Below are 13,437 nucleotides of genomic sequence, written 5' to 3'. Positions count from 1 at the left end.
GAACACAGAAGTTAAGCTCTCAAGCGCCGATGATACTTGGTGGGAAGCTGCCTGGGAAAGTAGGTCGTTGCCGGTTTTGTTAAAAAAGAAACTGCACAGAGGGACACTTCACATAAGGAAGTGTCCCTTGCGGCGTTTATAAGTATTTGCAATGACGGTTGGATATGATGAATTTGTAGGAAAATAAATATATTAATGGAGGACAACTACAATGAAATCATTGTTCGAACAATTCGGCGGTACATACCATAATGAAAGTGATTATTTAATTCCAAATCTTACACTTCCTAAGAGCGAAGAAAATGATATTGGTATTTATGGACAACAGCATTTGAGATACTTACAAGAGTACCTCAAACTGACTTATATTAATTTGCTTACAAACGGTGTTCTCAATGAATATCTGTCTGAGATTGATAATCAAGCCTGCGAAAGATTTTCTCGGATTGTGGAACAAATGAAACAAGAGCAAGAAATCACCGAACAATTAAAAGAAGATAATCCCATTGAGTGGACAAGGAAGATGAATTGCATTAGACAACAAGTAGAAGAAATTGTTTTAAATGAAGTGACTTATAACTAGTTTGAGGAGCGGTATTGGCAAAAGCTGATACCGCTATCCTTTTCAATCTATGGTGGAAAATTAAGGTTTCCATATGATATAATCTCAATATATAGCTTCTAAACAAACAAATAGAAAATATAAGGAGTTGTGAAATATGGCAATAGACAGAATAAAAATTTGTAATTTTAAGAGCTACAAAGGAATATTTGAATTAAAACTTAATAAAGGTTTAAATATTTTAGTTGGAAATAATGAAACTGGAAAATCAACTATTTTAGAAGCCATACATTTGGCATTAACAGGTATGTATGGTGGTCGTAATATTCGCAATGAATTGTCACAATACCTTTTTAATAGGGAAGTGATTGCAGAATATATAGAATCAGTGAATAGAGGAACCCCATTATCTCCACCAGAAATCCTAATTGAAATATTTTTTGAGGGGTCATTATGTCCAGAGTTTGAAGGAAACAATAATACTGAGCGGTTAAATAAAGTTGAAGGACTTCAATTTAGAATTTTTTATAACGATAAATATAATGATGAATATGCTAAACTCATAGCATTAAAAAAATTGTCAAGCTTACCTATTGAATATTATGATGTTTCATGGATATCTTTCGCACGACAAGCAATAACGATAAGAAGTATTCCTATTAAGTCAGCAATGATAGATTCTTCAAATTATCGTTATCAAAACGGGTCAGATGTTTATATTTCGCGTATAGTTAAAGATTTACTTTCCCCAGAAGAAGTAACATCTGTTGCCCAAGCACATAGGAATATGCGAGATGAATTTATGGAAGACCCTTCAATTCAAGCAATTAACGATAGAATTAGTAAAGAATCTTCAATTATAGATGGTGAAGTTTCGTTATCAGTGGATTTAGGAACAAAGAATGCATGGGAAAATAGCCTTGTAACCCAGTTAAATAATATACCTTTTGGGTATGTTGGAAAAGGGGCACAATGTGTTATGAAAACCGAATTAGCCTTAACACATAAGCAAGTACAAAACGCAAGTATAATTTTATTAGAAGAACCCGAAAGTCATTTATCCTTTTCTAAGTTAAATCAATTAATTTCATCAATAGAGAGTAAATATGGCAATAAACAAATTATCATATCTACTCATAGTAGCTTTGTAGCAAACAAGTTGGGGCTTGAAAATTTGTTATTGTTAGATAACCATAATATAGTTAGAATTGCAAAATTGGATTCAGCAGAATTCTTCAAAAGAATAGCAGGATATGATACTCTAAGATTAATTTTGTGTAAGAAAGCAATCCTTGTTGAAGGTGATTCGGACGAGTTGGTGGTACAAAAAGCATACATGTGTAACAATAATGGCAGATTACCTATACAAGACGGAATAGACGTTATTTCGGTAGGAACTTCATTCTTGAGATTTTTAGAATTGGCTTCAATTTTAAATAAGAAAGTTTCGGTAGTAACTGATAATGATGGAGACCCTAACGCATTAAAAACCAAATACAGCGACTATTTGGGGGATAACAAACAACCTAATATTAATATTTGCTACGATGAAACTGTTGACACTGGAACACTTAAAATTGGAGAAAAAAATTATAATTACAACACGTTGGAACCCAAATTACTAAAAGCAAATAGTTTAAATTTGTTTAATTTGATATTCGGAACACAATATGCAAATGAAGATGATTTGCGAAAATACATGAAGCATAATAAAACGGAATGTGCTATGGCAATATTTAATACATCTGAGACTATTGTTTTTCCAAATTATATTATGGAGGCGATTAGTGATAATGAATAAATTAGTTATTGCTGCTGCAGGTTCAGGAAAAACCACCTTTCTAATAAAAGAAGCTTTAAAAACAACAAACAAAAGAGTTCTAATTACAACTTTTACTGAAGCAAATGAGGCTGAAATTAGAAAGAAATTTATTGAGATTAATGGTTCTATACCAGAAAATATTTATATTCAAACATGGTTTTCGCTTCTTTTGCAGCATGGGGTTAAGCCTTATCAGAGTGTAATATTGGAAGAAAATATAAAAGGATTGTTATTAGTTAATCAAAAATCAGGTTTGAAATATAGGGGTAAATTTCCAGTTTACTATCCAGAATCTGACCCAAGAAACCACTACTTTAGTAAAGGAATGATGATATATTCCGATAAAATATCGAAGTTTGTTTGCAAGGCAAACGATGCAGTAAATGGATTAATAATTGATAGATTAAGCAGAATTTATCCCAATATATTCATAGATGAGGTTCAAGATTTAGCTGGATTTGACCTTGAAATAGTACGTTTGCTTTTGCAATCAGATTCAAATTTAATAATGGTCGGTGACCCAAGACAAGTTACATATCATACACATGAGGAAACAAAGTATGGAAAATATAGTGATGGAAAGATTGAACAATTTATTCTTGAACAATGTAAAAAAATAGATATTCAAATTGATAAAACTTCCTTAAATACTACTTATAGAAACGAAAAACGGATATGTGACTTTGCAAACAGTATATATCCAGAATATCCCCCTTGTAATTTTGTTGAAAAAGGAACTACAGGACATGATGGAGTATTCTTTATTGAACCATCAGAATTAGCTGAATATTTAGATAAATATGACCCTATGCAGTTAAGAGATAAGGTAAATGTGAAAGTTAATAACAACTATCGTGTAATGAATTTTGGGGAAGCAAAAGGATTATCTTTTGATAGAACAGTAATTTATCCTACGAAACCTATGTTAGAATGGATTCAAAATCATTCAAAAGAATTAGCGGCATCAAGTCGTTCAAAGCTCTATGTTGCAATTACAAGGGCACGTTATAGTGTTGCTATAGTATTTGAAAACAAGAAAAATATTTGCATTGATGGGATAAAAAATTATCAAAAGGACTGTTGATATTTAAGTAATATTTTGAAGTGATATGTCTTACCAAGCACTGAATTTGGTTATCCAAATTCGCTTGTTAGGGACATTTGCCCCTAATACCCCATAAAAAGGATGCAGAGCCAATAGCAAGTGGGTATCACTCACTGCTTACTGGCTCTGTTTTTATTCCGCAATTTTTTACAATTCAAATTTTGTGCTTATTGATATGATATTTGCAGGCAGGAACACTGTCAATAAAATTTGAAAGGAAGTGCTGAGAATGGATTATAAAAATCTGTTTGAAAAATTCAATGAGGGAGGAAAGTTACTTTTACCAAATGCTACGGTAGCCTTTGACGCTATTTCATGGTCGAAACATCCAACTTTCGAGGGTGTAGAATTAAAACATATTATCACATCCGAAAAGACAGATGGACAGTTCAGCTTCCATCTTGTGAGAATAGCCCCTAATAAAAAGATTGGCAATCATATCCACGAAAAGCAATTAGAAACACATGAAGTTATTTCTGGTGCAGGCATCTGTGTGAACAATGGAGCGAAGCTGCCCTATGAAGCAGGCGTAATTTCCATTTTTCCTATCGGAGTACCGCATGAAGTCATTGCAGGAGAAGATGGTCTTTATCTGTTTGCAAAATTTATGCCTGCATTGTGCTAACTCATTTCCCAGTTTTAATTTCCTCAATATTGCCAAATGGTATAGAGGTATCCTTTAAGATTGTTTGGGAAGATAATTTATAAGTTAGCGGTGGTAAGCCTACCTGCTTTTCAAATTGTTTTATGAAGTGGCTTTGGTCGCAAAAACCTGTGGTCAAAGCCACTTCTGTTATTGTTTCAGCATTGTGCATCAATCGTTGTGCCTTGCGAATGCGGTTTTGAAGTTGAAACTGATGCGGTGTAAGTCCCACTTCTGCCTTAAAACTTCGGATGAAATGGTATTTACTGATAAATGCGTTTTGAGCCATTTCTTCAATACTAACTTTGGCTTCGGGGTATAATTCCAACTGCTTTTTTAGGTTATTGATAAATGGATTTTGGCTTTCAGAGTGCCAATCTGTATAGGCGGCAAACGAGTTTAAGCAGTCCAATAATTGTAATGTCTGGTACTGATTGATTCTTTCTGTATTTAAAGCATTCATTAACAGAGCCATTATGTTATGCCTTATTTTATCGGCGGAATAGTGTGCGGCAATATTTTTATCAATACATAAACTTAGCAAAGTATAGCTGCTATGTGTTGAAATGCTATGCGGCATATATGGGCAGATGATAAAGGTCTGATTTTTTTCATAAACCTTTACATTATTATTCGCAGTAAGCACAATAGAGCCATCTAACACAATGCCGATTGTAAGCACGGAAACATGGTTATGAGTGGGATAGGATATTGTTGAATTTTCACAGAAAATCAATTCCATGCCCATATTAGAATTATATATGTAGCGTATGCTATTTGTTGCCATAAGTATTACTTCCTAACTATTTATGTGCCTGCCAGATAATGTGCGTTATTTACTCGCCGAGGTTTTCATCTCCCCATTGTTTCATGTGTTCAAAAACGGGAATGAAACTCTTGCCTAAGTCAGTAAGGTTATACTCCACACGGGGAGGTACTTCTTTATAGTCATAACGGGTAATAAAGCCGTCGGCTTCCAGTTCCCGAAGCTGCTTTGTCAGGCTTGATTCCGTAATGTCACCGATATGTCTGCGAAGCTCTCCAAAGCGGTGTATATCCCGAAAGGCGATGTAATAGATGATTTCAATTTTCCATTTACCGCCCAAGATTTTTTGTATGGTAGAAACTGTTTTGCAGCGTTCAACAGCCAATGTACTTTTTTTCATTCCTGCCACTCCTTTCTGAAATAGTATAACACACCTTTTCTCAAAAATCAATGTACCGTTTCAATATAGGTACTATAAAAAAGTACAGTACTTGTAAAATCATTGTACGCAAGTATAATTAGTATAGACTACAGAAAAGGAGATGTGTTTATGCACTACACAGGAACAATTTGGCGACCGCCGTATGAAGCGGCATCACTTTTGTTAGAGGTAACGGCAGGCTGTACGCATCATAAATGCAAGTTTTGTACCTTGTATAATGATTTGCCGTTCAAATTCAGAATGTCCCCTCTGGAGGATATTGAGAGTGATTTACGGGAGGTTAAAAGAGCAACAAAAGGTTGGAACAGCGGGCGTACCTGCCGAGTATTTTTGACGGGAGCTAACCCCTTTGTTTTGTCTTATGACAAATTAACTGCGATTGCAGAGCTAATCCGCAAATATCTCCCGTCAGTTACATCTATCGGCTCGTTTGCGAGGATTACAGATGTTACCCCTAAAACCGATGAGGAACTTGCCAAACTGCGGGCTATGGGATATGACGGTCTGACAATAGGAATAGAAACAGGCGATGACGAAGCCCTGCGGTTTATGAACAAGGGATATACCTCGGCGGACATTATAGAGCAATGCCAGAGATTAGATGCAGCAGGCATTCATTACAGTTTCTTTTACTTGGTGAGCATTTCTGGAGCAGGTCGTGGAGAAATCGGAGCAAAATTGACGGCTGATATATGCAATCAGATACACCCTACGCTTATCGGAGCAAATATGCTTACGATTTATCCCGATTCTGAACTTTATGCTGAAATACAGCGTGGAAACTGGCAAGAGGAAGGCGAACTTGAAAAATACAAAGAGGTACGGACGCTCATTGAAAATTTGCAGATACCGACCATTTTTGCGGCAATGGGAGATTCCAATGCGTACCAATTTCATGGGCAACTGCCGAAAGACAAGAAAAAACTGTTGGCGTTTCTCGATGAAATCATAGGAAATGTCAGCGAAGAAGAATTACAGCGGTATAGAAAAAGCGTTCATCATCTGTAAGTCAAAGGAGGGGCAATCATGCACTTTACAGGCAGAACTTGGCGACCACCGTATGAAGCTCATTCGGTCATCATACAGGCTACCTCTGGCTGCACCTATAACAAATGCAAGTTTTGTAGCCTGTATAAAAATGAGTGCTTCCGAATGTCGCCCATTGAGGAATTTGAGGAAGATTTAGCGGAGATAAAAAGCTATCAGCCAAACGCCCGAAGGATTTTCTGGACGGGAGCTAACCCGTTCGCAATGAGCTATAAAAATCTTAAACTACGGGCATTGACGGTAAGGGACTATCTGATTAAGTGTCAGACAATGGCTATGTTTGCGAGCATCCGTGATATTAAAAACAAAGAGGTATGGCAGCTTAGAAAATTAAGAGCGATGGGTATTAACGGACTGAGCATCGGTGTGGAAAGCGGCGATGATGAAACGCTTGCCCTTGCCAATAAAGGATATACCTCGGCGGATATTCTGGAGCAATGCAGGAAATTGGACGAAGCAGGCATTGAATACTACTTTGTTTATATGACAGGGCTTGCGGGAAAAGGCGGCGGATACCAAAATGCAAGGAATAGTGCAGAGCTGTTCAGTCAGCTTAATCCGTATTTTATTTCCGTGGACTCTCTCACACTTTTTCCAGATACAGAGCTTTACCAGATGGCACAGCAGGGCTTGTTTGTACCTGCCGAAGAAAAAGAGCGTATCCGTGAATTGCAAATCCTAATCAATAACCTAAATATACGCACACACCTGTTTGCGAACACGGTATCTAATTTCACGCCCGTAACGGCGTATCTTCCCTATGACCGTGAAAAGGTAACAAACGAACTGCAATTTGTTATAGATAACACAGACGAAAGGGAGATGCAGGAATATAGAAATAATTTGAAGTCTTTGGGATAAGGCTTGTATTTTAAGTTATAGCCCACCGAATAAAAAAACAGCGTTTTGGTGGGCTGTATCTTCACGCCCAAACGAGAATAGTTTAGCCCTCCAGACCTGTTTTAAAGTTTGGAGGGATTTTTTATGTTCTTTTTTCGGGCAGTATTCTATCTACTCATGTACTGCAGAGTTTATTCATACATAGCATATCGGGGATTGTCGGAAAGCCAGTTAAAAAAGTTTCTGCCCATACAACGCTACTTCTCACCATAAAACCAGAAGTAGAATCTCCGCTTAACGGAATATATATATCCTATAACCGTAGAGGTCACAGTGCCTTTGCGGTTTTTCTTTTGTCGTTTTTTATCGGAATGTTCCGCAGGGCTAGTTCTTGTGTGGGCTGTCGTTCGCCGCCCTCTCTATCTGGATTTTAGCATTTCAAAAATTCAGATGGGAGGTACTTACGGTGAAGTATACACCAAGAAAAGTATATATCAAAGAGAATGGCGGCTATGTGGAACTGTCCTATCAAGATTTCTGCCGCCGCAGGCAAACCGACCAAAGTTACATGGACAAGCTATTTATCCCCGTGCAGGGTTGTTTGCTTGAGGTTGTGCGAGAACAGTACACAGATTTTTATCGGGATAAAGAACGTTGGCGTTATCTGAAAAAACTGGACGCGAACCACAAGTTGCTTTCATTGGAGGGATTTACGGACAGTGAGGGGAATGTGCTTGATTTCATTGTTGATGAAGCGGTGGACGTTGCGGAAATCGTTGTCCATGCGGTAATGGTGGACAGGCTGAAAGCCGCCCTGCCCTTATTGTCGGATGGTGAGCAGGCATTGGTAAAAGCAATCTTCTTTGAAGAACTTCCTGAGCGGGAAGTTGGAGTGCGGTTAGGCATAACACAGAGCGTTGTCAATAAACGCAAAACTAAAATCCTTGCGAAACTGAGAAAGATAATGGAGGTTTAAATTTAAGGCGTTCAGCCCCCTTGTTTTTTCCTTTGGGAAAATGAGGGGGCTTTTGCCTGCCCTCTCAATCAGTTTTGATTGGAGGAAATAAAGATGACATACAACCACGGACGAGAGGAGAGAAAATGGCGCATCTGGAAAGAAGCCGAAGAAAAGATTTTACGTGAGTGTGGCATTGATGACGCGGTCATTGAGCAAATCCGCACAGATGACAGGGCAGATTTTAATTCCAACAGGCGGTTTTACCGATGGGCGAGCGATTTCGGAGAATACCTTGAGGGTATAGCAGACAGGGAGAAGCAGGCGGAAGTAAGGTCTGTTTCTGATTTACTGGACGAGATTGAAAGCGAAAATCTGTACCTTGCCTTAATCACGGTGGACAGACGCACATTACAAATCGTCCTGCTGAAAATGCAGGGCTATTCCACAAAGGAGATTGCCCCACTTGTGCATTTAACCGCAGGGGCTATCTATGCAAGGATGCAGCATCTACGGAAAAAGCTAAAAGATTTTAAGCAATAGAGGGCAAATTTTAACTTTTTCAAGGACTATAGGGTGAGGGATATTTTTTCTCACTCTATTCTTCATGGGAGGATTATTGCATATGGACAACTATATAGACAAAAGAACAAAGGAGCAATTTACCGAAGATACCGCTATTCGAGAAGCAATCAACAACATTTACGATATGCTTGCTGATTTGCCGAAAGAGAAACGCCTTTCTTTCTTTGGGCAAATTTCAAAACCAAAAGATTTGGATTTTGTAAAGGAGATAGATGGTATTTATTATGTTGTCTGTTCTCACTTCAATAAAGAACAAAGGGAAGATATGATAACCAAAGTTAATCGGATATTAGGTACAGAGGTATGAAAATATTTTTTAATTCGCACTTTAAAGCGTTGAAGTAAGACGGCAGATATGGTAGAATAGCATCACTACAAACATCATATCCGACTGTCGGAAAGGAGTTTATTTTGAACAGACAGTCAGAAAAAATTACTGCCCTCTATTGCAGGCTTAGCCGTGACGATATGCTGCAAGGGGAGAGCAACAGCATTACTAATCAAAAATCAATTGTCAGCAAGTACGCAAAGGATAACGGATTTCAGAATCCCCAATTTTTCGTAGATGACGGATATTCTGGTGTCAGCTTCACAAGACCGTCTTTTATGGAACTGATGGAGCTTGCCGAGGCGGGAGAAATTGGAACGATTATTGTCAAAGACCATTCAAGGCTTGGCAGAAACCGCCTTGTTGTCGGTCAGCTATTGGAAGAAGATTTTGTCCGTCTGGGCATCCGCTATATTGCCATTATGGACAATATTGACACAAAGGACGGATTGAGTGATTTTCTCCCTGTGCAGGACTGGTTCAATGAGATGCATGCCAAGAATACTTCAAAGAAAGTACGGGCGGTATTCCAGAACAAAGGCATGTCGGGGAAACCTCTTACAACGGTTATCCCCTACGGTTACAAGAAGAACGAAGCCAATCCTGCCCATTGGTTGATTGACGAAGAAGCCGCAGAGGTTGTACGCAAAATATTTCGCCTATGCGTTGAGGGATACGGACCGACGCAGATAGCAAATATCCTTTTTTCGGAGGGTATTTCAACGCCAACAGAGCATTGGCAGGCACAAGGGCGAAAGACATCTGTACTTCCTGCTGTTCCACATAAATGGGCGGCAAGGACAGTTGCGGATATTCTGGAACGGCTTGAATACTGCGGACATACGGTTAATTTCCGTTCTACGACACGCTCTTTTAAAGATAAGACCAAGATTCACAGACCGAAAGAGGAATGGAAAGTATTTGAAAATACCCATGAAGCCATTATTGACAGCGAAACATGGGAACTTGTACAGGAGCTTAGAAGCCACAAGCGCAGACCAAACCGTACAGGCGAAGTCAGCATTTTTTCAGGATTACTCTATTGTGCCGACTGCGGGGAAAAACTGTATTATAGCGTGACGAACAATTACAGCCGAGAGCAGGCATACTTTTTCTGTTCTAACTACCGCAAGAATACTGCAAACTGTACGGCACATTATATTCGTGAAAAGGTTGTCCATGCCTTAGTGCTTGAAAGTTTGCGGCGTGTGCTGTTCTATGTGCAGGCGTTTGAAAAACAGTTTGTGCAGGAGCAGCTTGACAAATCAAGCGAAGAACAGCGGAAAGAAATTGCCAAGAAGCGGCGTGAATTAGCCAAATGTGAAAAGCGTATTGCTGAACTTGACGTATTGTTTCAGCGGATTTATGAAGATAATGTATCGGGAAAACTGAGCGATGAGCGTTTTGCAACAATGTCGGCAAGTTATGAAGCCGAACAGAAAATGCTGAAAGAATTACTTACCCAATTAAAATTGGATATTGAAATGCAGGATGACAAAACTGCAAATGTATCAGCCTTTGTGGAAAAGGTCAAGAGGTATACCGAAATCAAGGAACTTACGCCTGCCGTCGTCAATGAATTTATAGACTACATCATGGTATCCAAGAAAGAGGTCATAGACGGAAAGACAGTGTATCCTATTGATATTCACTATAATGGAGTCGGTATTATCAACGCCCCATCCGCTGAAGAATATGAAGAAATGTTCCAGGAACGCTTGAAACAGAAGCGTTCCAAAGAAGAAAAAACGGCATAGCCACGAAGACTATACCGTAATTTGATACAGAGATGCCCTTGTACCCTTCACTTCCTTATGTGAAGGGTAGGAAGTGCAGTTTCTTTTTTTAGCGTAGCGTACAAAACGGGACAGCTCAAATGCACTGAAGTAAAGCCAAAGAAGATGTTTATTCCCATTTAAAATATTTTATGGAAATAGCAAAACAGATTAATGCGGTAATACTCATAATAACAACCGGGAATATAGCATTTTCAATCGGTGACCCAAGAAATGCGTTTTTCATTAACTGAATACCCTGTGTCAATGGAAAGATACTGATAATTTTTTGCATGGTAATGGGCATAACCTCGAAGGGAAGCGTTGTACCTGAAAAAATCAGCATGGGGAAATATAAGATACAGGCAATTACGCTTGCGCTTTTCATATTTTTGGCAATTCCACCAACTAACAATCCGATACTTAAAGTCGATACCATAGTCAAAAGCCAGCTTCCCAAGAATAACAGCAAAGCCCCATGTATTCTTATTTTCCAAAACAGCATGGCGGCAAGGAACAGGGTGAGTATTGAAACGATGCAATAGATAATATAAATCAAAAATACTACCAAAAGTAATTTTGCTGGGCTGATAGGGGTGACTTGATAACGCTTCAAGATTTTTCGTTCCCGATATTCTGATACGACAAGGGGCAGACCCATTAGCCCACCCGCACAAATGGAGATACAGCTTAGTGCGCTGAAAGACTGTTCCATAAAAGTGTATGGCGCTCCGTCTGCGGCGGGTTTTGTTCCGTAAATGAGGCCAAGCAAACCTAAGACAATCAGTGGCACAATAACAGCGAAAATAACCATATTCATGTTTCTGATGTTTAGTTTCAATTCAATTTTTAAAAGTGTTCCAAATGATTTCATTCTTTTTCTACCTCCTCACCGGAAAGCCTAAGATAAGCGTCTTCAAAGTTCTCGCATTTACTGACTTTTTTTGCCTGCTCAACGGTTCCGAAAAATATGATTTTGCCGTTTCTCAAAATGCAAATTTCATCACATAGGGCTTCCACTTCGTCCATGAAATGGGAAGTTAAAAAGATAGTCAACCCCTTGCTTTTTAATTCAGATAATATTTTCCAGACATCACGCCGGGCTTTTGCGTCAAGCCCTGTAGTCAATTCATCAAGAAATACCAGTTCCGGGTTTGGGATTAAGGCGAGTACGATGAATAAGCGCTGACGCTCCCCGCCGGACAAGCTCTTTAACATATTTCCAATTTTACCTGCTATTCCAAATTGTTCACAAAGCTTTTTCCAGTCGGCAGGAGCGTCATAAAGACAAGCAGTTTCTTCACATAGCTCTGAGACTTTTATTTCCGGCTGATAATCGCCCTCTTGAAACTGAACGCCTACATTTTGAAATAGGCGATGCCTGTCCATTTTAGGGTTATACCCCAAGACTGATATTGTTCCGCTGTCGGCATTTTTTGTACCTAAGATACATTCGATTGTTGTGCTTTTTCCTGCACCGTTTGCGCCAAGAAGTCCGTAAACGGTTCCACGCTTTACGGACAAACTGATTTTGTTTACTGCAAGCAGGTTGCCGTAGGATTTTGATAATCGCTCTACATTGATTACAGTCTGCATAATAAGACCTCCTTTTGTTTCTTGTGAAATAAGAATACCACCAATGAAAACATTGGTGGTAAAGTGTAGGGTTTATGAAAATTCAATTTTCATATCGTACAGCATATCCAAAATCGCAATAGCATTTTTTTCTGCTACTGACAGTGAGACAATTAGTCTGTCGCAGACAGAAATAATATCATCAGTCTGTTTCGGTGTATTCAAGGTGGCTCGAATATCAGCATCTGGATTTTGGGATAGCTGCTGCAACAAACGAAGGATTGCCTCTAAGGAGTAATTTGCACATCTTAATGTGCGAATGATCTTTAGCCGCTGTATATCCTCATCGGTATAGATTCGATACCCGTTATCTTTTCTTTTTACTGTAAGTAAGCCGTTCATTTCCCAGTTTCGGAGCGTGTCCATAGAAATATCGAGCAGTTCTGATACCTCTTTTCGCTTCTGATACTGCGAATTTTTCTCAATATCTCCGGATAAAATTTGCTTTACAATTTCAATGGCTTCTTCCGCGTTCCGGCGTTCTCTCCCGATTTGTCCTAAGTAGTTTTTCGTAAGCGTAATAGCTGTATCAAAATCTCCTGCTGCTGATATAGTAAGCATTTGTGCAATGTTTTTTCTTAACCCGTTCTGCAATACCTCTACTTGAAATGCAAGGCGTATCAGTTTGCATTGCTTTATATGAAATTCTGTAAATATGCGATACCCATTTGGCAGCCGTTCTGGCTTAGGTATCAGCTTCAGTTTTTCGTATAATCGTACTGTATTTGGATGTATTCCGATGATTGCGGCAACTTCCGCAGTTTTGTATGTGGTCACAGTTTCTCACCTCCGTTCTCTCTCAACCACTATATCACAGAAAAAAAGTCTGGTGGTATAGTGTAGGGATTTATTTTAACATAGATAAATCATAATTGAAACAAAAAAACTTCTTTACAAATTCGATGAATTGAACTATAATAAGTAGGTACGAA

15 protein-coding genes and 1 rRNA gene are annotated in these 13,437 nt (G+C 38.7%); 11 read left to right on the top strand and 5 right to left on the bottom strand.

Annotated features, from left to right (window positions below; genetic code table 11):
- From rrf to NFR88_RS09495, 5 genes are all read left to right on the top strand, one after another.
- A 5S ribosomal RNA gene (gene rrf / locus NFR88_RS09515) occupies window positions 1-76 on the top strand; the annotation flags it as partial.
- A gap of 135 nt (window positions 77-211) precedes the next feature.
- Window positions 212-583, top strand: coding sequence for a TnpV protein (locus tag NFR88_RS09510; protein ID WP_166542808.1), 372 nt, complete (start codon window positions 212-214; stop codon window positions 581-583).
- A 136-nt stretch (window positions 584-719) separates the two neighbouring features.
- Window positions 720-2,363, top strand: coding sequence for an ATP-dependent nuclease (locus NFR88_RS09505; protein ID WP_166542809.1), 1,644 nt, complete (start codon window positions 720-722; stop codon window positions 2,361-2,363).
- A complete protein-coding gene (locus NFR88_RS09500) occupies window positions 2,356-3,468 on the top strand; it encodes a UvrD-helicase domain-containing protein (RefSeq protein WP_207709289.1) in 1,113 nt (370 codons plus the stop codon). Before NFR88_RS09505 ends, NFR88_RS09500 begins: the two co-directional genes overlap by 8 nt.
- Before the next feature lie 250 nt (window positions 3,469-3,718).
- On the top strand, window positions 3,719-4,114 hold the full coding sequence (locus NFR88_RS09495; RefSeq protein ID WP_166542810.1) for a cupin domain-containing protein: 396 nt from the start codon (window positions 3,719-3,721) through the stop codon (window positions 4,112-4,114).
- Between the two features lies 1 nt (window position 4,115).
- On the opposite strand, the gene NFR88_RS09490 is transcribed toward NFR88_RS09495, so the two are convergent.
- Together NFR88_RS09490 and NFR88_RS09485 are read right to left on the bottom strand one after the other, a co-directional pair.
- Window positions 4,116-4,919 (bottom strand): helix-turn-helix domain-containing protein, encoded by an 804-nt coding sequence (locus NFR88_RS09490; RefSeq protein ID WP_251615463.1) that lies wholly within the window; start codon window positions 4,917-4,919, stop codon window positions 4,116-4,118.
- 49 nt (window positions 4,920-4,968) lie between these two features.
- Window positions 4,969-5,298, bottom strand: a complete 330-nt coding sequence (locus NFR88_RS09485; RefSeq protein ID WP_251615460.1) for a winged helix-turn-helix transcriptional regulator — start codon at window positions 5,296-5,298, stop codon at window positions 4,969-4,971.
- Between the two features lie 150 nt (window positions 5,299-5,448).
- Here NFR88_RS09485 and NFR88_RS09480 point away from each other — a divergent pair, with 150 nt between their 5' ends.
- The 6 genes from NFR88_RS09480 (at window position 5,449) to NFR88_RS09455 (ending at window position 10,852) form a co-directional block, all read left to right on the top strand.
- Complete coding sequence (locus NFR88_RS09480) at window positions 5,449-6,348, top strand: B12-binding domain-containing radical SAM protein (protein ID WP_251615458.1); 900 nt, start codon at window positions 5,449-5,451, stop codon at window positions 6,346-6,348.
- A gap of 18 nt (window positions 6,349-6,366) precedes the next feature.
- A complete protein-coding gene (locus NFR88_RS09475) occupies window positions 6,367-7,248 on the top strand; it encodes a radical SAM protein (protein ID WP_251615455.1) in 882 nt (293 codons plus the stop codon).
- A 445-nt stretch (window positions 7,249-7,693) separates the two neighbouring features.
- Window positions 7,694-8,203, top strand: a complete 510-nt coding sequence (locus NFR88_RS09470) for a sigma-70 family RNA polymerase sigma factor (protein WP_251615453.1) — start codon at window positions 7,694-7,696, stop codon at window positions 8,201-8,203.
- A 93-nt stretch (window positions 8,204-8,296) separates the two neighbouring features.
- Window positions 8,297-8,725, top strand: a complete 429-nt coding sequence (locus NFR88_RS09465; protein WP_166542816.1) for a sigma-70 family RNA polymerase sigma factor — start codon at window positions 8,297-8,299, stop codon at window positions 8,723-8,725.
- Between the two features lie 82 nt (window positions 8,726-8,807).
- The gene (locus tag NFR88_RS09460) at window positions 8,808-9,074 is read left to right on the top strand and encodes a hypothetical protein (protein WP_166542817.1); all 267 of its coding nucleotides are present in this window, start codon (window positions 8,808-8,810) and stop codon (window positions 9,072-9,074) included.
- A 104-nt stretch (window positions 9,075-9,178) separates the two neighbouring features.
- Window positions 9,179-10,852, top strand: a complete 1,674-nt coding sequence (locus NFR88_RS09455; protein ID WP_251615451.1) for a recombinase family protein — start codon at window positions 9,179-9,181, stop codon at window positions 10,850-10,852.
- Window positions 10,853-11,000: 148 nt separating this feature from the next.
- Here NFR88_RS09455 and NFR88_RS09450 read toward each other — a convergent pair whose 3' ends face one another.
- The 3 genes from NFR88_RS09450 to NFR88_RS09440 form a co-directional block, all read right to left on the bottom strand.
- Window positions 11,001-11,744 (bottom strand): ABC transporter permease, encoded by a 744-nt coding sequence (locus tag NFR88_RS09450; protein ID WP_251615447.1) that lies wholly within the window; start codon window positions 11,742-11,744, stop codon window positions 11,001-11,003.
- Entirely contained in the window at window positions 11,741-12,466 is a 726-nt protein-coding gene (locus NFR88_RS09445) for an ABC transporter ATP-binding protein (protein ID WP_251615445.1), read from the bottom strand. Before NFR88_RS09445 ends, NFR88_RS09450 begins: the two co-directional genes overlap by 4 nt.
- 72 nt (window positions 12,467-12,538) lie before the next feature.
- Complete coding sequence (locus NFR88_RS09440; RefSeq protein ID WP_161908188.1) at window positions 12,539-13,282, bottom strand: MerR family transcriptional regulator; 744 nt, start codon at window positions 13,280-13,282, stop codon at window positions 12,539-12,541.
- Between the last annotated feature and the right edge of the window lie 155 nt (window positions 13,283-13,437).

The organism is Senimuribacter intestinalis, from assembly GCF_943192965.1.
Classification (GTDB): Bacteria; Bacillota; Clostridia; order Peptostreptococcales; family Anaerovoracaceae; genus Senimuribacter; species Senimuribacter intestinalis.
The sequence above is the reverse complement of the archived record's forward strand: the minus strand, read 5'-3'. Positions and strand labels throughout refer to the sequence as shown.